Genomic DNA, 26,106 nt, shown 5'->3' on the forward strand with positions numbered 1-26,106 from the left:
ACGTGCCCCCTTCCCGCCGCCGCCCCATCCCCACGCCGCCCGCCGGAGGCCGTCCCAAGGTCGCCGGCCTGAACCGGCGCGCGTCGTCCGCAGAGCCCGCGGTGGAGCCCGCTGCTGAGCCCGCGGTGGAGGACGTGACGCCGGAGGCCGTGCCCGAGCCGGTGGCCGAGGAGGCGGACCTCAAGGCGCCGAAGGCCGTCGAGTGGACGCCGCCGCCCATCAAGTCGCTCGTGATGAAGCCGGCCGCCCCGAAGGAGCCCGCCTCCGAGGAGCCCGCCTCCGCCGAGCCGGTCACCGGGAAGGCCGGCCTGAAGGACGGCTGGGTGCTCCCGGTCGCGCTGCTCGTGGTCGCGGTGCTGCTGGGCGGCCTGGGCACGTTCTTCCTGGTGAAGTCGCGCTCGGTGTCCTACGACGCCGCCCTGGTCGACTCGGTCACCACCTCGGAGGTCAACGGCCAGGTCCGCGAGGCCGTGGAGAAGTCGTTCTCGTACAACTTCGCCGACGTCGAGTCGACCGAGAAGGCCGCCAGGGAACTGCTCACCGGCAAGGCCCTGTGCCAGTACAACGCCGTGTTCGGCCCGGTGAAGGAGGTCGCGCCGCAGCAGAAGCTCGTCGTGACCGTCCGTGTGGTGTCATCAGCCGTGTCGTCGCTCAAGGGCGACCGCGCCACCGTGCTCGTGTTCGCCGACCAGGTCACCACCCGCACCACCGACAACCAGTCGGGCGGGGGCACCGCCATGCTCCGCGTGAGCGCGGTCGAAGACGGCGACCGGTGGAAGATCGACAACATGGAGATGTTCGGGGCCACGGCGGACCAGAACCGCCAACTCCAGGGCTGCTGACGCCCGAGGACGCACGCCCGTCGCTTCTCGCGTTCAGGGTCGGCCGCCGTGCGTCTCTGCTTGCGCGCACGGCGCTGCTCTCGCGCGCACGCCGTGGCTCGCGCGCATGGCTTGCTCTCGTGCGCACGACCTAGCTCGCGCGCACGGCTTTGCAGGCACCCTCTCGGCCCGCCTGCGGCTGCCCGGCTGCCGCCGTCCCGCCCCGATCCCGGCACCCTCCCTCCGGAACGCCCGCCGCCCCGGCCGCAGCTGATCGTTTGGCCCGGCCCGGTGTCGGGTACCTGATCTCCGTCCCCTAAGATCAACTTCGCTGCGAGGACGTCACAGGAGCCCCAGATGCACCGTGGACACGTCCTCCGCCAGCCCCGACACGCGTGATCTCGGTCACACAAATCTCGTGGCCCTCTGTAAGTCCACTTGAGGCCGTCAACTTCCCACCAAAACGGCCGCACACGTGTTTGTGCAGGTCAAATGGGTGACTTCAAGTAAACAGCGCTCCATCCAGAGGGTGGATCGAGGCGCAACATCTTGACTGGGCGCTCATGCAGGGTCACTCTGTCGGTGAGCAAGAGGAGGGTCCTTCCAGGTGCCTCTCGACAGTCGCCGTGCGCGTGGCTAGACTGCCCCTTTGCGCTGCCCATTTTCCGCTTGCCCTTCGCCGAGAGCGTGGATTAGTCGAGCAGCGCCGCACCCTTGACAGCCGTGCTAGTTCGCTCTAGCCAGCTATTTGTCCCTGGAAGGACGCATCTTGGCGATCTCTCGCGCGACCAAGGCCACTGCTGCGACCAACTCCACGTCGGGGATCCCTGGAGCGCCGAAGCGGGTTTCGTTCGCGAAGATTAACGAGCCGCTTTCGACGCCCAACCTGCTTGACCTGCAGATCCAGTCCTTTGAGTGGCTGACCGGCGACGAGGCGTGGTTCCAGCGCCGCGTCGACGCCGGCGACGAGACTCCGACGGGCGGCCTCGAAGAGGTCCTCAACGAGATCTCGCCGATCGAGGACTTCTCCGGCTCCATGTCACTGTCCTTCTCCGACCCGCGCTTCGACGAGGTCAAGGCCTCGACCGAAGAGTGCAAGGACAAGGACATGACGTACGCGGCACCGTTGTTCGTCACGGCGGAGTTCACCAACCACACCACTGGCGAGATCAAGAGCCAGACGGTGTTCATGGGTGACTTCCCGATGATGACGAACAAGGGCACGTTCATCATCAACGGCACCGAGCGCGTGGTGGTCTCCCAGCTCGTGCGCTCGCCCGGTGTGTACTACGACACCGCGGTCGACAAGACGACCGACAAGGACGTCTTCAGCGTCAAGATCATCCCGTCCCGGGGTGCTTGGCTGGAGTTCGACGTCGACAAGCGCGACACCGTCGGTGTCCGCATCGACCGGAAGCGTCGCCAGCCGGTGACGGTGCTGTTGAAGGCTCTGGGCTGGAGCACGGAGCAGATTCGCGAGCGGTTCGCGTTCAGCGAGACGTTGCTGACCACGCTCGAGAAGGACCACACCGCGGGTACCGACGAGGCGTTGCTCGACATCTACCGCAAGCTGCGTCCGGGCGAGCCGCCGACGAAGGAGTCGGCGCAGGCCCTGCTGGAGAACCTGTTCTTCAAGGACAAGCGCTACGACCTGGCGAAGGTTGGCCGTTACAAGGTCAACAAGAAGCTGGGCCTGGACACCGACATCAACACCGGTGTCCTCACCGAGGACGACATCGTCACGACGATCGAGTACCTCGTTCGCCTGCACGCGGGTGAGACGATGATGGACGCCGCCGCAGGTGGCGACGTGCCCGTCGAGGTCGACGACATCGACCACTTCGGCAACCGTCGTCTGCGCACCGTCGGCGAGCTGATCCAGAACCAGATCCGCGTCGGTCTGTCCCGCATGGAGCGCGTCGTCCGCGAGCGCATGACCACGCAGGACGTCGAGGCCATCACGCCGCAGACCCTGATCAACATCCGTCCCGTCGTGGCGGCGATCAAGGAGTTCTTCGGCACCTCGCAGCTGTCGCAGTTCATGGACCAGACGAACCCGCTCGCGGGTCTGACCCACAAGCGCCGCCTGTCGGCTCTGGGTCCCGGTGGTCTGTCCCGTGAGCGCGCCGGCATGGAGGTCCGCGACGTCCACCCGTCGCACTACGGCCGCATGTGCCCGATCGAGACGCCGGAAGGCCCGAACATCGGCCTGATCGGTTCGCTCTCGAGCTACGCGCGGGTCAACCCGTTCGGCTTCATCGAGACGCCGTACCGCAAGGTCGTCGACGGCCGGGTCACCGACCAGATCGACTACCTGACCGCGGACGAGGAAGACCGCTTCGTCAAGGCGCAGGCGAACTCGCCGGTCGACGACGAGGGCAACTTCACCGACGACCGCGTCCTGGTCCGCAAGAAGGGCGGCGAGGTCGAGTTCATCGACCCGACCGACGTCGACTACATGGACGTCTCGCCGCGCCAGATGGTGTCGGCCGCGACCGCCATGATCCCGTTCCTCGAGCACGACGACGCGAACCGCGCCCTGATGGGTGCGAACATGCAGCGTCAGGCCGTCCCGCTGCTCCGCTCCGAGTCGCCGCTCGTCGGCACCGGCATGGAGCTGCGTGCCGCGGTCGACGCCGGTGACGTCGTCGTCGCGAAGAAGACGGGTGTGGTCGAGGAGGTCTCCGCCGACTACATCACCGTCATGGCCGACGACGGTGCGCGCAACACCTACGCGCTGCACAAGTTCCGTCGCTCGAACCAGGGCACCTGCATCAACCAGAAGCCCATCGTGAACGAGGGCGACCGGATCGAGGCGGGTCAGGTCCTGGCCGACGGTCCTTGCACCGAGAACGCCGAGATGGCGCTCGGCAAGAACCTGCTCGTGGCGATCATGCCGTGGGAAGGCCACAACTACGAGGACGCGATCATCCTGTCGCAGCGCCTCGTGCAGGACGACGTTCTCACCTCGATCCACATCGAGGAGCACGAGATCGACGCCCGCGACACGAAGCTCGGCGCCGAGGAGATCACCCGGGACATCCCGAACGTCTCCGAAGAGGTCCTGGCCGACCTGGACGAGCGCGGCATCATCCGCATCGGTGCCGAGGTCCAGCCCGGCGACATCCTCGTCGGCAAGGTCACGCCCAAGGGCGAGACCGAGCTGACGCCCGAGGAGCGCCTGCTCCGCGCGATCTTCGGTGAGAAGGCGCGCGAGGTGCGCGACACGTCGCTGAAGGTGCCGCACGGTGAGTACGGCAAGGTCATCGGCATCCGCGTCTTCTCGCGTGAGGACGACGACGAGCTGCCTCCGGGCGTGAACGAGCTCGTCCGCGTCTACGTGGCCCAGAAGCGCAAGATCCAGGACGGCGACAAGCTCGCCGGCCGCCACGGCAACAAGGGCGTCATCGGCAAGATCCTCCCCGCGGAGGACATGCCGTTCCTCGAGGACGGCACGCCGGTCGACATCATCCTGAACACGCACGGTGTGCCGCGGCGTATGAACATCGGCCAGGTGCTGGAGACCCACCTCGGGTGGATCGCCAAGCAGGGCTGGAGCATCAACGGGGACCCGGACTGGGCGAAGAACCTGTCCGAGGACCTGATGGATGTCGAGCCCGGCACCAAGACCGCGACCCCCGTGTTCGACGGCGCGAAGGAAGAGGAGATCACGGGCCTGCTCGGCTCGACGATCCCGAACCGCGACGGCGAGCGCATGGTCAAGGAGAACGGGAAGGCGCAGCTCTTCGACGGCCGCTCCGGCGAGCCGTACCCGTTCCCCGTGTCGGTCGGCTACATGTACATCCTGAAGCTGCTGCACCTGGTGGACGACAAGATCCACGCGCGTTCGACCGGCCCGTACTCGATGATCACGCAGCAGCCGCTGGGTGGTAAGGCGCAGTTCGGTGGTCAGCGTTTCGGTGAGATGGAGTGCTGGGCGATGCAGGCGTACGGCGCCGCATACACCCTGCAGGAACTTCTCACCATCAAGTCCGACGACGTGCTCGGCCGCGTGAAGGTCTACGAGGCCATCGTCAAGGGCGAGAACATCCCGGAACCCGGTATCCCGGAGTCCTTCAAGGTGCTGCTCAAGGAGCTGCAGTCGCTCTGCCTCAACGTCGAGGTGCTGTCTTCGGACGGTGCCGCGATCGAGATGCGCGACGGCGACGACGAAGACCTGGAGCGCGCGGCCGCGAACCTCGGCATCAACCTGTCGAGGTCCGAGTCGCCCTCCGTGGACGACGTCGTCAACTAGTCACCTCGCCGGTCGGTGAGAGGGATGCCTCCCGCGTCCCTCTCGCCGGCCCTCCGACCAGCTCCTTTGCCACCGATATAAAAAGGGGAAGAGAGTAGACGTGCTCGACGTCAACTTCTTCGATGAGCTCCGCATCGGTCTCGCGACCGCGGACGACATCCGCCAGTGGTCTTTTGGCGAGGTCAAGAAGCCCGAGACCATCAACTACCGCACGCTCAAGCCTGAGAAGGACGGCTTGTTCTGCGAGAAGATCTTCGGTCCCACCCGGGACTGGGAGTGCTACTGCGGCAAGTACAAGCGCGTGCGCTTCAAGGGCATCATCTGTGAGCGCTGCGGCGTCGAGGTGACCCGTGCGAAGGTGCGTCGTGAGCGCATGGGCCACATCGAGCTCGCCGCTCCGGTCACGCACATCTGGTACTTCAAGGGCGTCCCCAGCCGGTTGGGCTACTTGCTCGACCTGGCCCCCAAGGACCTCGAGAAGATCATTTACTTCGCCGCCTACGTCATCGTGGGCGTGAACGCCGAGCTGCGCCACAACGACCTGCCGACGCTCGAGAGCGAGATGCAGGTCGAGCGCAAGCGCGTCGAGAACCGCCGCGACGCCGACGTGGAGGCCCGCGCCCAGAAGCTCGAGGCCGACCTGGCCGAGCTCGAGGCCGAGGGTGCCAAGTCCGACGTGCGCCGCAAGGTCAAGGAGGGTGGCGAACGTGAGATGCGCCAGCTCCGCGACCGCGCCCAGCGCGAGCTGGACCGCCTCGACGAGATCTGGTCCACGTTCACCAAGCTGGACAAGGCCCAGCTGATCGCGGACGAGCTGCTCTACCGCGAGCTCTACGACCGCTACGGCGACTACTTCACCGGTGCCATGGGCGCGGAGGCCATCCAGAAGCTCCTGGGTGACTACGACGTCGACGCCGAGTCCGAGATCCTGCGCGAGACCATCCGCAGCGGCAAGGGCCAGAAGAAGCTGCGTGCGCTCAAGCGCCTCAAGGTCGTTGCCGCCTTCCAGGCGACCCGCAACAACCCGCAGGGCATGGTCCTGGACTGCGTCCCGGTCATCCCGCCGGACCTGCGCCCGATGGTGCAGCTCGACGGTGGCCGTTTCGCGACGTCCGACCTGAACGACCTGTACCGCCGCGTGATCAACCGCAACAACCGCCTCAAGCGACTGATCGACCTCGGCGCGCCCGAGATCATCGTCAACAACGAGAAGCGGATGCTGCAGGAGGCCGTCGACGCGCTGTTCGACAACGGCCGCCGTGGTCGTCCGGTGACGGGTCCGGGCAACCGGCCCCTGAAGTCGCTGTCCGACCTGCTGAAGGGCAAGCAGGGCCGGTTCCGCCAGAACCTGCTCGGCAAGCGCGTCGACTACTCCGGCCGTTCGGTCATCGTGGTCGGCCCGCAGCTCAAGCTGCACCAGTGCGGTCTGCCCAAGCAGATGGCCCTGGAGCTCTTCAAGCCGTTCGTGATGAAGCGGCTCGTCGACCTCAACCACGCGCAGAACATCAAGTCCGCCAAGCGGATGGTCGAGCGTGCGCGCCCGGCCGTGTGGGACGTGCTGGAAGAGGTCATCACCGAGCACCCGGTGCTGCTCAACCGCGCACCCACGCTGCACCGCCTCGGCATCCAGGCCTTCGAGCCCCAGCTGGTCGAGGGCAAGGCCATCCAGCTGCACCCGCTGGTCTGTGAAGCGTTCAACGCCGACTTCGACGGTGACCAGATGGCAGTCCACCTGCCGCTGTCCGCCGAGGCGCAGGCCGAGGCCCGCGTCCTGATGCTGTCGTCGAACAACATCCTGTCCCCGGCGTCCGGCAAGCCGCTGGCCATGCCGCGTCTGGACATGGTGACGGGTCTGTACCACCTGACCCGGCACAAGGTCGGCGACATCGGCGAGGGTCACTCGTACTCGTCGCCCGCCGAGGCCCTGATGGCGTTCGACCGCAAGGTCCTGGGCCTGCAGGCGATGGTGAAGATCCGCGTCTCCGACAAGAACCCGCCCAAGGGCCAGGAGCCCGAAGGCTGGGAGCCCGGTCAGCCGTGGCTCGCGGAGACGACGCTGGGTCGCGTGCTGTTCAACGAGATCCTGCCGCAGGACTACGCCTTCATCAACGAGGTCATGCCCAAGAAGCGGCAGGCCGTGATCATCAACGACCTCGCCGAGCGGTACCCGATGGTCACCGTCGCCCGGACGCTGGACAAGCTGAAGGACGCCGGTTTCCACTGGGCCACCCGCTCCGGTGTCACGGTCGCGATCTCGGACGTCCTCGTCCCGGCGGCGAAGCAGGACATCCTCGAGGAGCACGAGCGCCTCGCGGACGCCGTCGAGAAGCGCTACCAGCGCGGCCAGCTCTCCCACGAGGAGCGCAACTCCGAGCTGGTCAAGGTGTGGACGAAGGCCACCGAGCAGGTCCACGAGATCATGGAAGACAACTTCCCCGAGGACAACTCGATCCGCGTCATCGTGCAGTCCGGCGCCGCCGGCAACATGACGCAGGTCCGTTCGCTCGCGGGTATGCGTGGTCTCGTCACCAACCCGAAGGGTGAGTACATCCCGCGCCCGATCAAGAACTCGTTCCGCGAGGGCTTGTCGGTGCTGGAGTACTTCATCGCGACGCACGGTGCCCGTAAGGGTCTGGCCGACACCGCGCTGCGCACCGCCGACTCGGGTTACCTGACCCGTCGTCTGGTGGACGTCTCGCAGGACGTCATCATCCGCGAGGTCGACTGCGGCACCACCCGTGGTGTGCAGATGACCGTCGGCGAGCAGCTGGGCGACAAGGTCGGCATGCACGAGTTCGCGCAGACCTCGGTCTACGCGCGCACCGTCGCGGACGACATCACCGACGCCCAGGGCAACCTGGTCCTGAACCGCGGCGACGACCTCGGCGACCCGGCGCTCGCGTCGCTGGTCGAGGCCGGCATCCTCCGCGTGAAGGTGCGCTCGGTGCTGACCTGCGAGTCCGCGGTCGGCGTGTGCGCGTCCTGCTACGGCCGCTCGATGGCCACCGGCCAGCTGGTCGACGTCGGCGAGGCCGTCGGCATCGTCGCCGCCCAGTCGATCGGTGAGCCCGGCACGCAGCTGACGATGCGTACGTTCCACCAGGGTGGTGTGGCCGGTGACGACATCACGACCGGTCTGCCCCGTGTCCAGGAGCTCTTCGAGGCCCGCGTCCCGAAGGGCAAGGCGCCGATCGCCGACGTCGACGGCCGCGTCCGCATCGAGGACGGCGACCGCTTCTGGAAGATCACGCTGATCCCGGACGACGGCTCCGAGGAGATCGTGTTCGAGAAGCTGTCCAAGCGTCAGCGTCTCGCCAACACGGCCACCGGCCCGCTGCAGGACGGCGACCACGTGTCCGTCGGCCAGCAGCTGCTGGAAGGTACGCCGGACCCGCACGAGGTCCTGCGTGTCATGGGCCCGCGCGAAGCCCAGCTGCACCTCGTTCAGGAAGTGCAGAAGGTCTACCGCGCCCAGGGTGTGGCGATCCACGACAAGCACATCGAGGTCATCGTCCGGCAGATGCTCCGCCGGGTCACGATCATCGACTCCGGAGCGACCGAGTTCCTGCCGGGTTCGCTGGTCGAGCGTGCGGACTTCGAGTCGGGCAACCGCGCCGTCGTCGCCGAAGGTGGCGAGCCGGCTGCCGGCCGTCCGGTGCTGATGGGTATCACGAAGGCGTCTTTGGCCACCGACTCGTGGCTGTCTGCCGCCTCGTTCCAGGAGACCACTCGCGTTTTGACGGACGCTGCCATCAACGGGCGTTCTGACAAGCTGATCGGTCTCAAGGAGAACGTGATCATCGGTAAGTTGATCCCGGCTGGTACGGGTATCAACCGCTACCGCAACATCCAGGTCCAGCCGACCGAGGAGGCGCGGGCTGCTGCCTACGCCATTCCTTCTTACGACGACGGGTACTACACGCCTGACGTCTTCGGGACTGGGACTGGTGCTGCGGTGCCGTTGGACGACTACGACTTCGGGCGGGATTACCGCTAGTTGTTGAGCTGGACGGCCCCTGGAGCTTTTGCTTCGGGGGCCGTTTTGCTTTGTTCCCTTGGTTGCGGGCGGCCTGTTCCTGTTGCGTGCTTTCTCTGGGGGGCGCTGCCCCCAGACCCCCGGCAATCTGATCGGGGGGTGGCGCCGTGCGCGGGTTGATGGCACGCCTGTTGGGTTGGGCGGCTGCCGGTTGCTTAGCGGTGCGCGTTGGCGGTGGGGTCCCGTCACGAGCCGGGCCAAGAGCGGGCCACACCTGAGGAGGGGTGTCAAGCGGACGAAAAGCGTGTCCGCTTGACACCCTTCTTCAGGTGCAGCAAGTGCTATGGCGCGACTCGTGATGGGACCCCACCGCCCTTGCCTTGTGGAAGGACGGCTCGCCTTCGGCTTCGCTGTGGGCTGGCTGCTAGTTACTACCGGTGGGCGGGACTGCCGGTTCGTTCAGCGATGGGATTTTCGCCTTGAAGGCCTTGATCATGGCGTCTCGGCCGATCGAGTTGAACTGCTTGCCCAGGGTTCGCATGATCGAGTTTGCTGTGGGGCGGTAGAGGCCCGTTTTGTAGTAGCGGGCGCCCTCCACCGGGGCGATCACGCCGCCGTCCGGGGAAGGCTGGCCCAGGTATTCCCCCCACTTTGCGCCGGTGGGGTCCATGGTCACGTTGACTTCTCGTGGTTCGGTGCCCGTGTAGTTGGCGTACGGGTAGTCGTACTCGTCTGCCAGGCCGCCGATCGAGTGGCCCAGCTCGTGGATTGTGATTTGGCCCGCTTGTGCGTTTGAGCCTGAGGCGGTTGCCACTGAGCCGCCTGCGCCGCCGTACTTCGCGGTGTTGCCCAGGGCGATCACCTGGTCCGACTGGGGGGCCAGGGCTGCGAATTCCTTTGCCTTGGTCTCGTTCACGCAGAGGAGGCGTTCTGTGTTCGCGTCTCGGCCTTGGCACCAGAAGCCCATGTCCAGGGCGGTGTTCTTCAGCAGGCCCTTTGTCGGGTCGTGGTCCACGCCCGACTCTGCGGAGACCACGTTGATCTGCCAGACGTTGAAGTACTGCTTGTAGGTGGCGAAGGGCTCTACTGCTGAGAGTTCTTCCCACTTGCTCTTCACGTTCGCGGCGTAGGTTGCCAGGTCTTCGGCTGTGTAGCCGTCGCCTACGAAGACGAGGTCGAAGCGGTCTGATGAGTCGCCGGTCACCTGTACCGGGACCACGTCCGCTGCGGCCAGGGCGTGGAAGTCCGTCGACTTCTCCGCTGGGGCCTTCGGGGTTAGTGCCTGGGTGATGGAGCCGTCTTCGTTGAAGACTTCCCGCCATTCCATCGCCGGGGCAGCGCCGCCGGCCGGTACCTGCGCGAACAGTGCCAGTGCTGACATGGTCAGCGCTGGGAGGAGCAGCCGGGAACGTTGCATGTGTTGACGCTAAGCAACCGTGATGTCACCCACAAGCGGCAACTGTCGGTATTTTCGGCCCAAGCCTTGTGTTGGGTCAAAGCCATGCCGGTGGTCGCGTGATCTGGGCAACTACCTACTCTGAGGTCTGTGAACCCCACCGATCTGGCGATCTCCGGGCCGTTGCTGCTGGCCACCGGGGTTGCTTTGCTCGCGGGATTTGTCTCGTTCGCGTCGCCTTGCGTGGTGCCGCTCGTGCCCGGGTACTTGGCTTACCTCGCTGGGCTGGTCGGTGCTGAGGCGCCTCGGGTCGAGGCCAACGAGCCGGCTCGGCAGGGGCGGTGGCGGGTGGCCGGTGCCTCGTTGCTGTTCGTGCTCGGGTTCACCGTCGTCTTCGCGCTGGCCTCGATGGCCATTCTCGGCGCTTCGGACCTGCTGTTGCTCAACGCTGATCTGTTCCAGCGCATCGGTGGGGTCGTCACGATCCTGATGGGACTGGTGTTCATCGGGTTCGTTCCGGCGCTGCAGAAGGACGTGCGGTTCCACACCAAGCCCAACGCCGGGCTGCTCGGGGCGCCTTTGCTCGGGGCCGTGTTCGCGCTCGGGTGGGCGCCCTGTCTCGGGCCGACGCTGGCCGGGGTGCTCGCCGTCGCGCGGAGCACCGAGGTCGGGTCGTCGACTGTGCGCGGGGCTGTTCTGGTGCTCGCGTACTGCCTGGGGCTCGGGTTGCCGTTCGTGGTCCTCGCGCTCGGTGCGCGGTGGGCGCTGGGTGTGACGAAGTGGCTGCGCACGCACGCCCGGCAGGTGCAGATCTTCGGTGGCGTACTGCTGATCGGAGTCGGGATCGCGCTGGTCACCGGGCTCTGGGGTGAGTTCGTCGGGTGGCTGCGCTACTCGTTCGTCGACGTCGTGAGGCTGCCGCTCTAGTGATCGCCTTCCTCCGCAACACGTGGCGCGGGCTCACCTCGATGAGGACCGCGCTGACCCTGCTGTTCCTGCTCGCGCTCGCGGCGATGCCCGGTGCGTTGCTGCCGCAGCTGTCGCTGAACGCGGCGAAGGTCGACGAGTACGTCGCCCAGCGCGGCTGGTGGGGGCAGTTGCTGCTCAAGCTCGGGTTCTTCGAGGTGTACGCGACGCCGTGGTTCGCGGCGATCTACCTGCTGCTGTTCACGTCTCTCGTCGGGTGTCTGCTTCCCCGCACGTTCGAGTACTTCAAGCAGATGCGCGCGAAGCCCGTGCTGACGCCGCGCAACCTCTCGCGCATGCCGCACCACGCGCAGGCCGAGCTCGACGTGACGCCGGACGAGGCCCTTGCGCGGGCGAAGAAGGCCATGCGCGGCTGGCGGATGGAGACCGGCGAGGACACGGTCAGCGCGGAGCGCGGGTTCCTGCGCGAGACCGGCAACCTGGTCTTCCACTTCGCGCTGCTGGGCCTGCTGGTGTCGTTCGCGCTGGGCAAGATGTTCAACTACGAGGGCCAGGTCATCGTCCAGGCCGACGGCGGCCAGTTCTGCAACGGCGGCATCTTCAACTACGACCAGTTCCGTCCGGGCCTGCGGGTCGACGGCACGGACCTCACCCCGTTCTGCGTCGAGATCGGCAAGTTCTCCGCCGAGTACCTCGACAACGGTCAGCCCGTCGGTTACCAGGCGGACATCCGCTACCAGTCGGGCGCGGACCTCGAGTCGAACACGTGGAAGCCGTACACGCTGCAGGTCAACCACCCGCTGCGCACCGAAGGCGACCGGCTCTACCTGCTCGGCCACGGGTACACGCCGACGTTCACGGTGACGTTCCCGAACGGCGAGAAGCGCACGCAGGGCATCCAGTGGCTGCCGACCGACCAGCTCACGCTGGCCTCTGAGGGCACCACGAAGTTCGACCCGCCCGGCGTCACGGACTCGGAGACGCGGCGCAAGAACCAGATCGCGGTGACGGGCCTGCTGGCGCCGACGCCGTTGCTGCACGGCAGCATCCTGAACTCGAAGTTCCCGGCGTTGAACAACCCGATGGTCGCCGTCGACGTGTACCGCGGTGATCTCGGCGTGGACGACGGGCGCGGCCAGTCGATCTTCTCGATCGACCAGAAGATGGTCGAGCAGGGGCGGCTGGCGAAGGTCGCGCGCAAGAACCTCGCTCTGGGCGAGGAGATCGTGCTCGACGACGGTACGAAGGTGCGCTTCGACGCCGTGAACGACTGGGTTTCGTTGCAGGTGTCGCACGACCCGACCCAGGGTTACGTGCTGGCGTTCGCCATCTTGATCATCCTCGGCCTGGGGGTCTCGCTGACCGTCAAGCGCCGCAGGGTGTGGGTGCGTGCGACTCGTCTCGAGGACGGGCGTACTTTGGTTGAGGTCGGCGGGCTCGCCCGCACTGACCAGGCAGGATACGGCGAGGAGTTCACGCGGCTGGCCCGCGCGGTGCTGAACGAGGAGAAGTCCTGATGCCGGTTGACGAGACCCTCGCGACCTACAGCGACTGGCTGTACCGCAGCGCGCTGGGTGTCTACCTCTTCGCGGTCCTGCTCTACGCGGTGGAGCAGGCCTTCGCCCGCGCGCCGCGCAAGGCGCTGGTCGGAGCCGGTGGGCCGGACGTCCTCACCGACGCGCCGAAGAGCGAGCTGACCAGGTCCGAGCGCATCGGCCGCATGGGCGCCGCGATGACGGTCCTCGGCGCGGTGCTGCACCTCGGCTCGCTGGTCATGCGCGGTCTGTCGGCCGGGCGCGCGCCCTGGGGCAACATGTACGAGTACATGTCGCTGCTGTGCCTCGCGGCCGTGGTGACGTGGATCGTGCTGATGGTGAAGTTCCCGATCCGCCGTCTCGGCGTGTTCGTGCTGCCGCCGATCCTGACCCTGCTGTTCCTCGGTGGCACTGTGCTCTACGCCGAGGCCGCGCCCGTCCAGCCGGCGCTGCGGTCGTACTGGCTGGTGATCCACGTCTCGGTGATCTCGATCTCGTCCGGCATGCTGCTGATCCCCGGCGTGACGTCGATCCTCTACCTGCTCAAGGACACCAACTCCGACCGCTTCCCGAAGCTGCCGTCCGCCGACGTGCTCGACCGGATGTCCTACCGGACCACCGTGCTGGCGTTCCCGCTGTTCACGGCCGGGATCATCCTCGGGGCGATCTGGGCGGAAGCGGCGTGGGGCCGGTTCTGGGGCTGGGACCCGAAGGAGACGGTCGCGTTCGTCTCGTGGGTGGTCTACGCGGCGTATCTGCACGCGCGCGCGACGGCCGGATGGCGTGGCCGTGGGGCCGCTTGGATCAACATCGTGGGCTTCGCCCTGAACGTGTTCAACCTGTTCTTCATCAACTTGGTCACCACCGGGTTGCATTCGTACGCAGGTCTCTAACGAGTTAGCCCCCAGGTCGATGGAACCGTTGCCGGTTGCGTACCGTCGCAACCTGGGGGTCGGGGAAGTCTCGGTCCCTCTTGCTCAGGGAGGGCCACAGCGGTGACATGGCAACCACCGGGTGAGGAACAGGGCTCCGGCCCGCAGTACGTCGACCCGCAGGCGGCGGCCTACCTCGACCCGCAGCAGTCCGGCCCGCAGCACGTCAGCGGCGGCCAATCAGGCCCGTACAACCTGGCCGGCCAGTCCGGCGCGTACCAGGCGCCCGGCAACGCCTCCGGCCCGTATCCGGTGCCGGGCAGCGCCTCCGGCCCGTACCAGGTGCCGGGCAACGCGTCGGGTCCGTACCCGGTGCCCGGTTCGCAGTCCGGTGCGTACCAGGTGGGTGGCGGCCAGTCGGGTGCTCATCCGGTGGGCGCCGGCCCCGACAACACCGCGCAGTACGGCCACTTCGCCGGCCAGCAGTACCCGAACAACTTCCCGCAGCAGCAGTACCGCTCGCAGGCGCAGGACGTCTCGTCGCAGCAGCTGATCAAGAAGGAGAAGCGTCCGCCGACGTCCGGCTGGCGCAAGTCCCTGCACTCGATCACCGGCGGTGCCATCAACCTCGGCGAGAGCCCGGCCGACGTGCGGCGCCGTGAGCTGATCGCGCGGATCAACCAGCCGCTGCGCGGGTGCTACAAGATCGCGATGCTGTCCCTCAAGGGCGGTGTCGGCAAGACCACGACGACCACCACGCTCGGCTCGACGTTCTCGTCGCTGCGCGGTGACCGCGTGGTCGCCGTCGACGCGAACCCCGACCGCGGCACGCTGGCGTTGAAGATCCCGCGGGAGACCACGGCGACCGTGCGTCACCTGCTGCGCGACGCCCCGCGGATCACGAAGTACAGCGACGTGCGCGCGTACACCTCGCAGTCACCCGCACGGCTCGAGGTGCTGGCGTCCGAGCAGGACCCGGCCGTGTCGGAGGCGTTCAGCGAGGACGACTACCGGCGCACGGTGGCGTTGCTGGAGCACTTCTACAACATCGTGCTGACCGACTGCGGCACCGGCTTGATGCACTCCGCCATGAAGGGCGTGCTGGACGAGGCGGACTCGCTGGTCCTGGTGTCGTCCGGCTCGGTCGACGGCGCGCAGACGTCGGCGGCCACGCTCGACTGGCTGGAGGCGCACGGCTACCGCGACCTGGTCGCGAAGTCCGTCTGCGTGATCAACTCGGTGCGCCCGAAGTCGGGCAAGGTCGACCTCGACAAGCTCGCCGCGCACTTCCAGCAGCGATGCCGTGCCGTGGTCCGCCTGCCGTTCGACGCGCACCTCGAAGAGGGCGCCGAGATCGCGCTGGACCAGCTCGCGCCGGAGACCCGTCTGGCCTTGCTGGAACTCGCCGCGGTGGTCGCGGACGACTTCCCGCACTCCTGAACGGGTTCTCGACAGTGGCGGAAAGGGGTCCTGGAACCAGGGCCCCTTTTCCGTTCACTCGTCGCGCTTGCGCTGCTCGTCGAGCTTGCGCAGGAACTCCGGGTCGTCGTCGGGCGCGATCACCTTGCGGCCTGGGGTGTACTCCGAGTGCTGCGGGGCGAACGCTCGCCACACGAGCACAGCCACGGTGAGCGCACCGATCACCGCCAGCAGGTAGATCATCGTGTCGCCACCTCCCTTTGCCACGAGATTACCCGCGGCACAGGAGTAATACGGTTTCAGTGGCGAACGGGTTCAGTTGCCTCGGTCGTGAGCTCCGACAGCAGAGCCTTCACCTCGGTCTCACGGAACCTGCGATGTCCTCCAGGGGTGCGGATCGAGCCGATGCGACCTGCGGTGGCCCATCGGGTCACGGTCTTCGGGTCGACCCGGAACAGATTGGCGACTTCCCCAGGCGTCAAGAGCCGCTCGGTGGCTGCAGTCACTCGTCCTCCTCAGATCAGACGTTCCGGTCTGATCGTGGCATCTGACCCATCAGGTACTCGAACGCTTGTTGTTTGGTAAAGAGGTAGTAAGGGACGAGCGGGGCGAACCGGACAGTGTTTGATGGCCGCTGCTCCGCAGACGGCGGCGACCGACGCGAACTCGCAGCCCACGTGGCCGGGTAGCCAGCGCGGACTCGCGGCTTTGTATGGCCGGGTGCCCGGCGCGAACCTGCGGCTTGTGCGGGTGGGCGGTTGGCGGGGACTCGCGGCTTCTGTGACCGCTGCTACGTGCGTGTACGCGTGAGGCATAGGGTGTCGCGGGTGGATGCTCTTGATCGGCAGATCATCGCCGCCCTGCGGGCCAACGGACGGGCCACGTACGCCGACCTCGGCAGGCAGGTCGGCCTGTCCGCGTCCGCCGTGCACGAGCGGGTCGGGAAGCTCGAGTCCAGCGGTGTGATCGTCGGCTACCACGCCGTTGTCGACCCCAGCGCGGTCGGTCTGGGCGTGACCGCGCTCATCGGCATCCATCCGACCGACATCGCGGACGACAACGAGGTCGCGGTCGCGCTGGCCGAGCTGCACGAGGTCGAGTCCTGCTACCGGGTCGCGGGCGACGAGTCGTTCATCGTGAAGGTCAGGGTGTCGACGGTGGACGACCTGGAGCGTGCTCTCGGGCGGTTGCGGCGCATCCCCGGCGTGGCCCGCACGCGTACGACCGTGGTGCTCTCCACGAGGTTCGAGGGGCGCCCGAACACCGGAGACGAAGAAGGCGACGTAACCTGAACGGGTGCTCGCTCGTGATGTGACGCTCTACGTCCTCGCCCGCCTCGGCCTCGTGGCCGTGGTGATGGGCGCGCTCATGTTGGTCAAGGTTCCTTTGCTCCCCGCCCTCGCCGTGGGCGTGGTCGTGGCGTTGCCGGCTTCGCTGTTCATCTTCAAGGGGTTGCGGCAGCGGGTGGCGGTGGGCCTGGGCGAGCACCAGGCGGCGCGCAAGGCCGAGCGCGACAAGCTGCGCTCCGAACTGCGTGGTGACGAAGGTCCTCTCACTCGGGCGTAGGCCGTTCGCGCGGTTATCGTGCCGCTGTGAGTACCTCCGTTGACCGCGTTTGCAGCAGGACCAGGCACTGGGTGTGCGAGGCCGTCGGGATCATCGAGGCGGACGCGAACCGCAGCGCTGACACGCACCTCCTGCGCTACCCGTTGCCGCTCGAGTGGGGCATCGACCTCTACCTGAAGGACGAGTCGACGCACCCGACCGGGTCGTTGAAGCACCGGTTGGCGCGCTCGTTGTTCCTCTACGCGATCTGCAACGGCTGGATCACCGGTGGCACGCCCGTGATCGAGGCCTCCTCCGGTTCGACGGCGGTGTCCGAGGCGTACTTCGCGCGGCTGCTGGGGCTGCCGTTCATCGCGGTGATGCCCCGCTCGACCTCGGCGGAGAAGGTCGCGCTGATCGAGCGCCAGGGCGGCAGGTGCCACTTCATCGACGAGCCTTCGGCGCTCTACGACGAGTCGCGCCGGCTGGCCGCCGAGCTCGGCGGCCACTTCATGGACCAGTTCACGCACGCCGAGCGCGCGACGGACTGGCGGGGCAACAACAACATCGCCGAGTCGATCTTCGAGCAGATGAGGCTGGAGCCGTCGCCGGAGCCCGACTGGATCGTCGTCGGCGCGGGCACGGGCGGCACGTCCGCCACGATCGGCCGGTACATCCACTACCAGAAGCTGAACACGCGCCTGGCCGTCGTCGACCCCGAGCACTCGGTCTTCTTCGACGCGTGGCGCGACGGCAACCGCGACCTGGTCGCGACGAGGGGCTCCGGCATCGAGGGCATCGGCCGGCCGCGGGTGGAACCGTCGTTCATCGGCGAGGTCATCGACCGGATGATCAAGGTGCCGGACGCGGCGTCCGTCGCGACGATCCGGTACGTCGAGGACCTGCTCGGCCGCCGGGTCGGCGGGTCCACCGGGACGAATCTCTGGGGAGCGTTCCAGATCGTGGCCGAGATGCGGCAGTCTCGCACTCGCGGGAGTGTGGTGACCCTGCTGTGCGACGGTGGCGAGCGTTACGCGAACACCTACTACGACGACACATGGGTATCGGCACAGGGCATGCACCTCGCCCCGTGCCTCGAACGCCTGAACAACTTCCACCGCACGGGGAACTGGTGACGAGAGCTGTGCGTCACAGCGTGACCTGAGCACCTGAGTCCGCAGGGGGGACGCTGTGTCGTCGCTGTTCACCGACGCGGCCGAGTTGCGCGCGTACGCCGAGTACCTGCGCACCGAGGCCAAAGAGTTCGAGACGATCCGCAAGTACGTCCACGCCACGGCGTGCGACAAGGCGGGCTTCACGGGCCTGCTCTCGTTGCTGCAGCCAGGTGTGGACGTCGTGCGGGCCCTGTTCGACGAGTCGCTCGACTTCGGCAAGTCGAAGCTCGAGGGCGCGGCCACGGCGGTGGACGCGACGGCGAAGGTCTACGACGACATCGACGCCGCTCAGCGGCGCATCTTCGACGGGTTGCTGAAGTGACGACGGCCTACCAGTCCCCGCGCCCGGTCGCCGCGTCCCTCAAGCAGCCCGAGGTCGACACGGCGTCGCTCAACGACGTCCTGCGCGACCAGGGCTGGGGCGTCCAGGCGGTGAACTGGGTGTTCGAGGCGGTGACCGGCGAAAGCCTGGTCGCAGCGATCATCACGCCGATCACCGGCGACTGGTCGAAGATCCGTGCCGACGGCGACGCGTGGCGCATGGTCGGCAACGCCATGAACGACGTCTCGTACAACCTCACCGACGCCGTGGGCAAGGTGCGCGACCACTGGGACGGCGACGCGGCCCGCGCCCACGAGAGGTACATCGCGCTCGGCTGGAAGGCCGGACTCCTCGCCGAGATGGGCGTGGCCCAGCTGATCGCGAAGGGCTTCGACACCGTCGCGTCCGGCGCCGAGGCCCTCGGCAAGCAAGCCGCTCGCCTGCTGGACTACCTGGTCAACAAGCTGCTCGAAGCCGCCGCCACCGTCTGGATCCCGGTGGCCGGCTGGATCAAGGCCGCCGAGATGGTCTGGAACGCGTACCAGATCTACCGGCGCGTCATGGACATCATCGACACGGTCCAGAAGCTGATCTCCGACGTGAAGGCGCTCTTCGACGCCGTCGGCCGCGTCTTCTCCGCCATCGGCAAGCTGAAGGACGCCGACTCCCTGGCCGAGGCGATGAACGCCACCCAGGAGGTGGCCGAGGCGGGCCGCGACGTCCGCAACGCCGTGAACGACATCCACGACGACTTCTCGTCCATCAAGGAGTCGGCCACCGAGATCGCCGACCGCGGCAACGACATCGGCTCGAAGGTCCGCGAGATCTACACCCCGCCCGGCGGCACGGAGGACACCAAACCCGCCGCCGTCTCCGCGGTCGCACCCGGCGGCGCCCCGGTAGCCGCCCCGCCGACCCTGCCCACCTCCGCGGACGCTCCCACCACCACCCACGCGGCGACCGCGGCGGGCCCTGCCGCGTCGGCACCACCTTCGCTGGGCGGAGGCGGCGGTGGCGCTCCGACCGCCATGCCCGGCTCCGGTTCGGGCGGCGCTCCGTCCGGCGGCCACTCCGGCTCGCCGGGTGCCCCGATCCGCCCGGACACCACGCACGCGGCAGGCGCGGCCCCCGCCGCGGCGCCGCCGTCGTCCCACCAGACCCCCATGGGCGGCGCGATGCCGATGGGCGCCCCGATGGCCCCCGGTGCGGGCGGCGGCGACCAGACCAGGAGCTCAGGCTCCCGTCCCGGCGCGGGTGGCGTCCCGGCGTTTCCCAGCGCGGGCAGCCCGACCGGCACCCCCAAGCCCACCGGCCTGCCCACGCCTCCCGGCCACGGCTCAGGCCTCCCCACCCCGCCCAACCAGGGAACGCCGCCCGCCGGCACCCGCCCCGGCTCGGGCCTGCCCACGCCGCCGTCCGGCCCCGGCACCTCGGGCAGCCACCCAGGTGCCGCGGGCACGCACCCGACCCCAGGCGCGGGCTCGCACACGACTCCGGGCTCCGGCACGCACCCGACCCCGGGTTCTGCGGGAACGCACCCAGGCGGTGCGGGCTTGCCGACCCCGCCCAACTCGGGCGCCCCCGGCACCCACCCGACGCCCGGTGGCGCAGGCGGCGGGCTTCCGACGCCCCCTGAACACCCGAGCGCCAGCTCCGGCACGGCAACGGCCCCGCCTCCCACCAACACCGGAGGCGGTCTCCCGTCGCCTCCCGGCCACCCGGCTCCGAGCGCGGGCGGCGGCCTGCCGTCGCCTCCCGGCCACCCGAGCCCCACGGCGGGCGCGGACCACTCGGCGCCGTCCGGCACCACGCCGTCCGACTCGTCGCCCTCGCGTCCCCACGACGGGGGCGCTTCGGCCGGTGGCGGATTGCCTTCGCCTCCCGGCCACCCGAGCCCCACGGCGGGCGCGGACCACTCGGCGCCGTCCGGCACCACGCCGACCGACTCGTCGTCCCAGCGTCCCCACGACGGCGGCACTCCGGCCGACGGCGGCACGCGTCCCCACGACACCGCGCCCAACGGGTCGACGGACACCAAGCCGCACGACAGCGACCCGAAGCCCCACGACGGCGACGCCAAGCCACACGACACCGATACGCGTCCCGAAGACACCAAGCCCCACGACACCGACACGAGCGGCGCCGAAGACGTCAGGCCCGCCGACCCCCAGCCCGGCCAGGACAACACCCCGGCCGGGAACGACACCGACCCCAAGCCCGGCAACGACGACGCCACCCCCGGACAGAACGGCAACGGTGACGGCGGCAGCACGCCGCCGCCCACCGGCCCGGACCTCAAGGGCCACTTCGACGCCGCCGCGATGGCCGCGCAGGGCCAGGGCTACCAGCACCAGCTGGACCAGATCCTGCCCAACCCGGCCGACCGCGACCGCTACGTCGAGCTGAGCCAGAAGCTGTCCACCGACCTGAGCGCGGACGAGGCCCAGCACGTGGCCGACGTCCGCAACCAGATCAAAGTCGACACCGGCGACATCGTCACCAAGGCCCTCAACCAGAGCGCCCTCAGCACCTACCTGCCCGACCAGCCGCACGCCCCCGGCAGCCAGAAGGAGACCTGGCAGAACCAGATGGGCGGCTCGGTCGCCCGCGGCCAGGACGTGGTCGACGTCAACACCCCGCAGGGCCTGCGGGACGGCCTCGCGCTCGACGACAAGGGCAAGGGCTGGACGCCCATCCCCGAGGGCGCGCCGAACGCGATGCAGCTCCGCTACGAGGTCACCGACCAGAACGCGGGCGCGCACAACGTGCCGTTCGGCGGGCCGAAGAAGGACGTGCCCGACTACAACCTGGTCGGACCGCAGCCGGAGGGCGCGTACCAGTCGCCGCAGGAGCAGGCGCACTACGAGGCGTCGCAGAAGCAGATGGCGGCGGCCGGCGGGTCGGCCAAGGTCTACGACGGCTACGACCCGTTCACCGGCACCGGGTACACGATGGGCGGCATGCCGGAGTGGCGCGTCGACGGCGGCACACCGTTGCCCGATCGTGCCGAGATCTGGCAGGTCAACGCGGACGGAACTGAGAAACTGCACGCCGTGTACGACCGCAAGTTCGGCTGGACGAAGCTCTGATGACCTACTACTCCCAGGAGATGGCCGAGTACCGCGGCGAGGTCTACTTCGCGGGCAGCGAGGGGGACGACGTCTGGATCCGCAAGATCCCGGGTGTCACCTACGCCAACGCCGAAGGGTTCCAGACGTACGGCAACCGCGAGCTCAAGACCGTGGCCGTCGCGGACCTCGACGCCTGGTACCGCGAGACGATGAAGGCCACCTGGCGCGGGCAGCCGTTCAACGTCATCAGGACTGACAACGGCAAGGCCGAGGCCGGGTACGCGGGCGGCGAGTACGTGTGGGCCGCGCAGAACGGGCTCGAAGGCGACCAGTACAACGGCTACACGGCCACGCTCGACGTCGGCGAGCTCACTGACGTGCAGGTCGACCGCACCGATTTCCTGGCGCGGTGGAAGGAGAAGAACGCGGGATGAGCACCCCTCAGGCCGTGCGCAAGGCGGCCGGCATCGGGCCGGAGACGATCCTGCAGAAGATCGTCCACCCCGCGATCGCGCAGCTCTACCTGGGCAACGTCGTGGTGCCCGGCAAGTTCGAGCCGCACCGGGCCGCCGGGTTCGTGACGCGCGGTCAGGACTTCCCGCAGGGCACCTCCGACCAGTTCGCGGAGGTCTTCGGCGTCGACAAGGTCGCGGACTGGCCGAAGGGCACGCAGTACCTGCTGCGCTTCCTGGCCCACACCACCGAGCTCTTCGACACGAGCTTCGGCGGCCCGACGCTCGACGGCGCGCAGAAGATGGGCACCACCCGCGTCTACCCGCTCCCGTTCACCGGCACGGGATACACGCCGAGCGCCAACCCCGTCCCCGAGTACGTCATGGAGCTCGCGGAACTCCCGGCGGGCACGGAACTCTGGCGCTTCGAACCGGACGGCACCGGCCGCAGCGTCGGCAAGTACGTCAACCGGCAGACCGGCTGGATCCCGACCGGTGACGTCGGCTTCGGTCCCGGGAAGTACTGGCAGGCACCGGTTCCGCACCGGCCGACCGTCCGCCGTGGACTGATCGGCAAGTACCGGGGCCAGGACTTCGACATCGACTTCGGGCCCGCACCCGGATCGGTCCTCCTGCACCCGCTCGCCGGGCAGCCCGCGCCGCCGGACTTCACCGAGGAGGGCGGCGTCCAGTTCCTCGAGGTGCCGGACGCGGTCGTCGAGGACCTTCAACTGGTCCGCACGCTCTGCACGTACCGGGGTGCGGAGTTCGAGATCATCGGCGTCCTCGGCGAGCAGGCCGTGCTGCACTTCGTCGGCGAGAACTACGAAACGGCGCAGCAGCTGGGTCTGTCCGAAGTAGACTTCCGGCAGTGGCGCACCCTCGCTCAGCGCAACGAGGTGAGTGACATCCGCGGTGACGCCAGGCCGATCCAGCGCGGGCTCTTCGCGAGGGAGAACTGAGATGACCACCCCGAACGACAGCTGGAAGTCCGCGGAGCTGCGAGCGGCCGAGGCGCAGGTCGACGCGCGCTTCAAGGAGGCGCAGGACCTCGCGAACCGCCTCAAGGAAACGCCGCTGCCGCCCGTCCCGCCCGTCGACTTCAAGGCGATCGCCCAGCAGGTCGAACGGGCCGCGCAGGAACGGGACGCGCCCGAACAGCTCAAAGCGTTGAAGCGCAAGGTGGACGCGGGCGAGTTCACCTGGGAGGACGTCGTCTCCGGCAAGGCCGCGCAGGACCCCGACGTGCAGGCCATGCAGCAGGAGAACGTCAACAAGATGAAGCAGGCGTTCCAGATGCTGCAGGAGGGCATGACCGCCGAGGAGATCATGGAGGCGCAGCGGCCGCGCAGGGACGGGGACGACGGTGACCAGCTCGACCCCGACATCTTCACGGAGGACAAGTGGTGATGTCGGCCTGGCGAACACCGGACGTTCTCGCGGCGGAGGACTTCTTGAAGAACGCGGTCGCCGAGGCGGACCGCGCGATGCGGACCGCCCAGCAGGGCCTCAAGGGCAAGGAACCGTCCACTGAGGACATCCGCAGGGTCATGCAGTTCGCCAAGTCCAGCGAGGCCTCACCGGCGATGCGTCAGCTCGCGGACCGCATCGCGCGCGGCGCCGGCCTGAGCTGGCGGCAGGTCCTCACCGGCGAGGCGGCCCACGATCCGCTGGTGCGCCAGGCACTCGACGCCGACCGCGTCCGGCTGGACGAGCTGATCAAGGGCGAGACGGCCCCGCCGCCACCCCCGCGCAGGCCCGCGCGAACGGACGACGACGAGCCCGTGCAGTTCACCGAGGACGCCTGGTGATACCTGGTAGTGCTACGTCAGGTCGTCGGGGAGACGTGACCGGACGGGGCGCATCGGATCGGGAGCGGTTGGCGGACCGCGGTTCCGGTTAACCCTCTCGCAGCGCCGAGAGGAGAAACATCATGGGGGCCCTGCGATTCGGTCGCGAGCTGGGCAGGAAGATCCGTGGCCCGGAGGCCGCGAAGCGGGATGCCGAGCGTTCGGCAGCGATGGACGCGTGGGCCGTCAGGCACCCCGTGCCGGCCACCCTCCTCGGCGCGGTGGTGTCCGCCTTCGTGGCGTGGGCTGTGGCGGGGCGGTTGGACGCCACGACGACCATGGAGATCATCGTCTGGCAGGTGATCTACATCCCGGTGGGAGTGGTCGCCATGTGGGTCCACATCGCGCGAGCCCGACGCCGCCGCGCGTCCGGCCGGTAGTGCTTCGTCAGTTTGGTCGGTGGTCGTTGCGGTGCAACGGTTCACCGTCAGTCCAGCACCAGACCGGCGCTGACCAGCACGGCCCAGGCCAGCATCGCGATCCCGGTGAACTGCAGCACCGGGATCAGGTCACGGCCACCACGCCCGGCGGCCACCCGCCGCACGGCGGGCAGCAGCACCGGCGCCGCGAGGAACCCGAGCAACGCGTACGGCACCCGCACGACCATGCCCAGCGCGATCAGGAACGGCACGGCCACCAGTGCCAAGTACAGCCTGCGCGTGTCCTTGTCGCCCAGCACCACGGCCAGGGTCCGCTTGCCCGACACGGCGTCCGTCGGGATGTCGCGCAGGTTGTTCGCCACCAGCACCGCGGCCGAGATCGACCCCATCGCGATGGACGCCCCGATGCCGATGCCGGTGATCTCGCCGGTCTGCACGTACAGCGTGCCCAGCACCGCGGCCGGGCCGAAGAAGAGGAACACCGCGATCTCGCCGAGGCCCGCGTAGCCGTACGGACGCTTGCCGCCCGTGTAGAACCACGCCCCCGCGATGCACACGGCACCGAACGCGAGCAGCCACCAGTACCCGGACAACACCACCAGCACGACACCGGCCAGCGCGCCCACGCCGAGCGAGATGAACGCCGCCAGCCGCACCTTCGACGCCTCGGCCGCACCCGACCCGGTCAGGCGGAACGGCCCCACCCGGTTGTCGTCCGTGCCGCGGATGCCGTCGGAGTAGTCGTTCGCGAAGTTCACGCCGACCTGGAACGCGACCGAGACGATCAGCGCGAGCACCGTGTAGAGCACGTTGAACTCGTCGATGTGGTGCGCCGCAGCGGCTCCCACGACCACCGGTGCGATCGAGTTCGGCAGCGTGCGCGGGCGGGTCCCCTGGATCCACTGGACGACTGAGGCCATGCCCACATCCTCCGGTATGGCTCCTGAGGACCCGCCAAGGGGTGTATCAGCAGGCAGTGGCGCCTGAGACGCCCGCCACGTACGCCTTCGCGATGTGCTTGCCGGACGCGATGCGGTACCAGACGTTCGAGGTGCCCTGCGTGCCCGTCACCGACTGGCCGGTGAGCTGGCAGGTCACCCTGACCTGCGCGTAGTTCGCGGCGACGCCGACCTGCGACGCCGTGGAGGTGGCGCCGCTGCGGACGTTCACCGTGCCGGCGGCGTCGGACGTGCGGACCGTCCCGACAGGACCGGAGCCGGTCCACAGGTACGTCACGGTCACCCAGGAGTTCGTGGTCAGCTTGAGGCCGTCCCAGAACGTGCCGTCGGCGAGGTCGATGCCCGCCGGGTTGGCGACCTCGCGCCCGAACTGGTCCTTGCCGCCGTTGTAGTTGTTCTCGTACGCGGCCTGCGCCTGGGGCTTGCCCTGCGGCAGGTCCTTCCACATCTCACGGGTCGCGGACGGGTTCCAGTAGTCGTCCTTGGTGTTCCACGGGCCGACGTCCCACACGGGCGCCCATTCACAACGGCCGTTCGACGCGCACACCTGCACGCTGTAGTTGCCGGAGTTCTTGGCCGCCAGGCCACGCCGCGACGGCAGTGCCACGAAGTGGTCGCGCGAACGGATCACGTGCCCGTTCGCCGTGGTGCCACCGACGAGGCCCTCTCGCGTCGCGTACACGCGGTACGAACGTCCAGCCGCCGCAACGGAGACGTCGTCCGCGGCCACGGTCGCGGGCACCTGCTTCGCGGTCAGCTTCACCCGCGATGCCTTGCCACTGCTCAAAACCACGCGGGTCTCGATGGTGGACGTGGTCACCGGCAACGTCGCCGGCGCCTCCAGCCACTCGGTCCACTGACCGTCCGCACGCAGGCCGCGCACGTCGACGACACCATCGCCGGTCACCGCCGCCGTGACCGCGTTGGCGGGCTGGGCGAGTCTGTGCGAGCCGAGCTCGATCAGGCCCGTGCGCGGGGAACCGCCCCACGTGACGGCGCGGCCGCTGACGTCGGCGGTCCACTCGTTCGAGGCAGGGGCCGCCTGGGCGGGAGACGCCAGTCCGGCCACCAGAGCGGCGCCCGCGACCAGCGGTATCAGGTAGCGCATGAAGAAACCCCCATCGCTAACGCGCGCGGCTAGGGTTTCCGCA

General features: G+C 68.4%; 22 protein-coding genes. 17 read left to right on the forward strand and 5 right to left on the reverse strand.

Annotated features, from left to right (window positions below):
* Positions 1 to 2: 2 nt before the first annotated feature.
* From AB0M48_RS39980 to AB0M48_RS39990, 3 genes are all read left to right on the forward strand, one after another.
* Entirely contained in the window at positions 3 to 842 is an 840-nt protein-coding gene (locus tag AB0M48_RS39980) for a hypothetical protein (RefSeq protein ID WP_363852751.1), read from the forward strand.
* A 748-nt stretch (positions 843 to 1,590) separates the two neighbouring features.
* The gene (locus AB0M48_RS39985) at positions 1,591 to 5,076 is read left to right on the forward strand and encodes a DNA-directed RNA polymerase subunit beta (protein ID WP_363852753.1); all 3,486 of its coding nucleotides are present in this window, start codon (positions 1,591 to 1,593) and stop codon (positions 5,074 to 5,076) included.
* 100 nt (positions 5,077 to 5,176) lie between these two features.
* Positions 5,177 to 9,073: a DNA-directed RNA polymerase subunit beta' gene (locus AB0M48_RS39990; RefSeq protein ID WP_363852756.1), complete on the forward strand. Its 3,897-nt coding sequence runs from the start codon at positions 5,177 to 5,179 to the stop codon at positions 9,071 to 9,073.
* 403 nt (positions 9,074 to 9,476) lie between these two features.
* Here AB0M48_RS39990 and AB0M48_RS39995 read toward each other — a convergent pair whose 3' ends face one another.
* Complete coding sequence (locus tag AB0M48_RS39995; protein ID WP_363852759.1) at positions 9,477 to 10,469, reverse strand: M64 family metallopeptidase; 993 nt, start codon at positions 10,467 to 10,469, stop codon at positions 9,477 to 9,479.
* Positions 10,470 to 10,589: 120 nt separating this feature from the next.
* Here AB0M48_RS39995 and AB0M48_RS40000 point away from each other — a divergent pair, with 120 nt between their 5' ends.
* The 4 genes from AB0M48_RS40000 (at position 10,590) to AB0M48_RS40015 (ending at position 15,222) form a co-directional block, all read left to right on the forward strand.
* Positions 10,590 to 11,375 carry a cytochrome c biogenesis CcdA family protein gene (locus AB0M48_RS40000; protein WP_363852909.1) on the forward strand — a complete coding sequence of 262 codons (786 nt, stop codon included), beginning with the start codon at positions 10,590 to 10,592 and terminating at the stop codon, positions 11,373 to 11,375.
* A 41-nt stretch (positions 11,376 to 11,416) separates the two neighbouring features.
* Positions 11,417 to 12,892, forward strand: coding sequence for a cytochrome c biogenesis protein ResB (locus AB0M48_RS40005; protein WP_363852912.1), 1,476 nt, complete (start codon positions 11,417 to 11,419; stop codon positions 12,890 to 12,892).
* Complete coding sequence (gene ccsB / locus AB0M48_RS40010; RefSeq protein ID WP_363852762.1) at positions 12,892 to 13,803, forward strand: c-type cytochrome biogenesis protein CcsB; 912 nt, start codon at positions 12,892 to 12,894, stop codon at positions 13,801 to 13,803. Before AB0M48_RS40005 ends, ccsB begins: the two co-directional genes overlap by 1 nt.
* 102 nt (positions 13,804 to 13,905) lie before the next feature.
* Complete coding sequence (locus AB0M48_RS40015) at positions 13,906 to 15,222, forward strand: AAA family ATPase (protein ID WP_363852764.1); 1,317 nt, start codon at positions 13,906 to 13,908, stop codon at positions 15,220 to 15,222.
* Positions 15,223 to 15,276: 54 nt separating this feature from the next.
* On the opposite strand, the gene AB0M48_RS40020 is transcribed toward AB0M48_RS40015, so the two are convergent.
* Both AB0M48_RS40020 and AB0M48_RS40025 read right to left on the reverse strand, forming a co-directional pair.
* The gene (locus AB0M48_RS40020; protein ID WP_086667950.1) at positions 15,277 to 15,444 is read right to left on the reverse strand and encodes a hypothetical protein; all 168 of its coding nucleotides are present in this window, start codon (positions 15,442 to 15,444) and stop codon (positions 15,277 to 15,279) included.
* Between the two features lie 56 nt (positions 15,445 to 15,500).
* The gene (locus AB0M48_RS40025) at positions 15,501 to 15,707 is read right to left on the reverse strand and encodes a BldC family transcriptional regulator (protein ID WP_030473853.1); all 207 of its coding nucleotides are present in this window, start codon (positions 15,705 to 15,707) and stop codon (positions 15,501 to 15,503) included.
* Between the two features lie 321 nt (positions 15,708 to 16,028).
* On the opposite strand from AB0M48_RS40025, the gene AB0M48_RS40030 reads away from it, so the two are divergent.
* The 10 genes from AB0M48_RS40030 to AB0M48_RS40075 all read left to right on the forward strand — a co-directional run bounded on the left by AB0M48_RS40030 (position 16,029) and on the right by AB0M48_RS40075 (position 23,996).
* A complete protein-coding gene (locus tag AB0M48_RS40030) occupies positions 16,029 to 16,493 on the forward strand; it encodes an Lrp/AsnC family transcriptional regulator (protein ID WP_030478192.1) in 465 nt (154 codons plus the stop codon).
* A gap of 4 nt (positions 16,494 to 16,497) precedes the next feature.
* Positions 16,498 to 16,767, forward strand: a complete 270-nt coding sequence (locus tag AB0M48_RS40035) for a DUF4229 domain-containing protein (protein WP_363852769.1) — start codon at positions 16,498 to 16,500, stop codon at positions 16,765 to 16,767.
* A gap of 26 nt (positions 16,768 to 16,793) precedes the next feature.
* Positions 16,794 to 17,882 carry a PLP-dependent cysteine synthase family protein gene (locus AB0M48_RS40040; protein WP_319989023.1) on the forward strand — a complete coding sequence of 363 codons (1,089 nt, stop codon included), beginning with the start codon at positions 16,794 to 16,796 and terminating at the stop codon, positions 17,880 to 17,882.
* 55 nt (positions 17,883 to 17,937) lie between these two features.
* Entirely contained in the window at positions 17,938 to 18,243 is a 306-nt protein-coding gene (locus tag AB0M48_RS40045) for a hypothetical protein (RefSeq protein WP_363852773.1), read from the forward strand.
* Positions 18,240 to 21,332: a hypothetical protein gene (locus AB0M48_RS40050; RefSeq protein WP_363852776.1), complete on the forward strand. Its 3,093-nt coding sequence runs from the start codon at positions 18,240 to 18,242 to the stop codon at positions 21,330 to 21,332. Before AB0M48_RS40045 ends, AB0M48_RS40050 begins: the two co-directional genes overlap by 4 nt.
* Entirely contained in the window at positions 21,332 to 21,748 is a 417-nt protein-coding gene (locus AB0M48_RS40055; protein ID WP_363852779.1) for a hypothetical protein, read from the forward strand. The genes AB0M48_RS40050 and AB0M48_RS40055 overlap by 1 nt, the downstream gene beginning before the upstream one ends.
* Entirely contained in the window at positions 21,745 to 22,728 is a 984-nt protein-coding gene (locus tag AB0M48_RS40060) for a hypothetical protein (RefSeq protein WP_363852782.1), read from the forward strand. Before AB0M48_RS40055 ends, AB0M48_RS40060 begins: the two co-directional genes overlap by 4 nt.
* Position 22,729: 1 nt before the next feature.
* The gene (locus AB0M48_RS40065) at positions 22,730 to 23,176 is read left to right on the forward strand and encodes a hypothetical protein (protein WP_363852785.1); all 447 of its coding nucleotides are present in this window, start codon (positions 22,730 to 22,732) and stop codon (positions 23,174 to 23,176) included.
* Positions 23,176 to 23,577: a hypothetical protein gene (locus AB0M48_RS40070; RefSeq protein ID WP_363852788.1), complete on the forward strand. Its 402-nt coding sequence runs from the start codon at positions 23,176 to 23,178 to the stop codon at positions 23,575 to 23,577. Before AB0M48_RS40065 ends, AB0M48_RS40070 begins: the two co-directional genes overlap by 1 nt.
* A 122-nt stretch (positions 23,578 to 23,699) precedes the next feature.
* A complete protein-coding gene (locus AB0M48_RS40075; protein ID WP_363852790.1) occupies positions 23,700 to 23,996 on the forward strand; it encodes a hypothetical protein in 297 nt (98 codons plus the stop codon).
* Between the two features lie 47 nt (positions 23,997 to 24,043).
* Here the strand turns inward: AB0M48_RS40075 and AB0M48_RS40080 are convergent, their stop codons facing one another.
* Positions 24,044 to 24,916 carry a 1,4-dihydroxy-2-naphthoate polyprenyltransferase gene (locus tag AB0M48_RS40080; RefSeq protein ID WP_363852793.1) on the reverse strand — a complete coding sequence of 291 codons (873 nt, stop codon included), beginning with the start codon at positions 24,914 to 24,916 and terminating at the stop codon, positions 24,044 to 24,046.
* 46 nt (positions 24,917 to 24,962) lie between these two features.
* Positions 24,963 to 26,063 (reverse strand): hypothetical protein, encoded by a 1,101-nt coding sequence (locus tag AB0M48_RS40085; protein ID WP_363852796.1) that lies wholly within the window; start codon positions 26,061 to 26,063, stop codon positions 24,963 to 24,965.
* Positions 26,064 to 26,106 lie beyond the last annotated feature (43 nt).

The organism is Lentzea sp. NPDC051208 (assembly GCF_040682435.1).
Classification (GTDB): domain Bacteria; phylum Actinomycetota; class Actinomycetes; order Mycobacteriales; family Pseudonocardiaceae; genus Lentzea; species Lentzea kristufekii.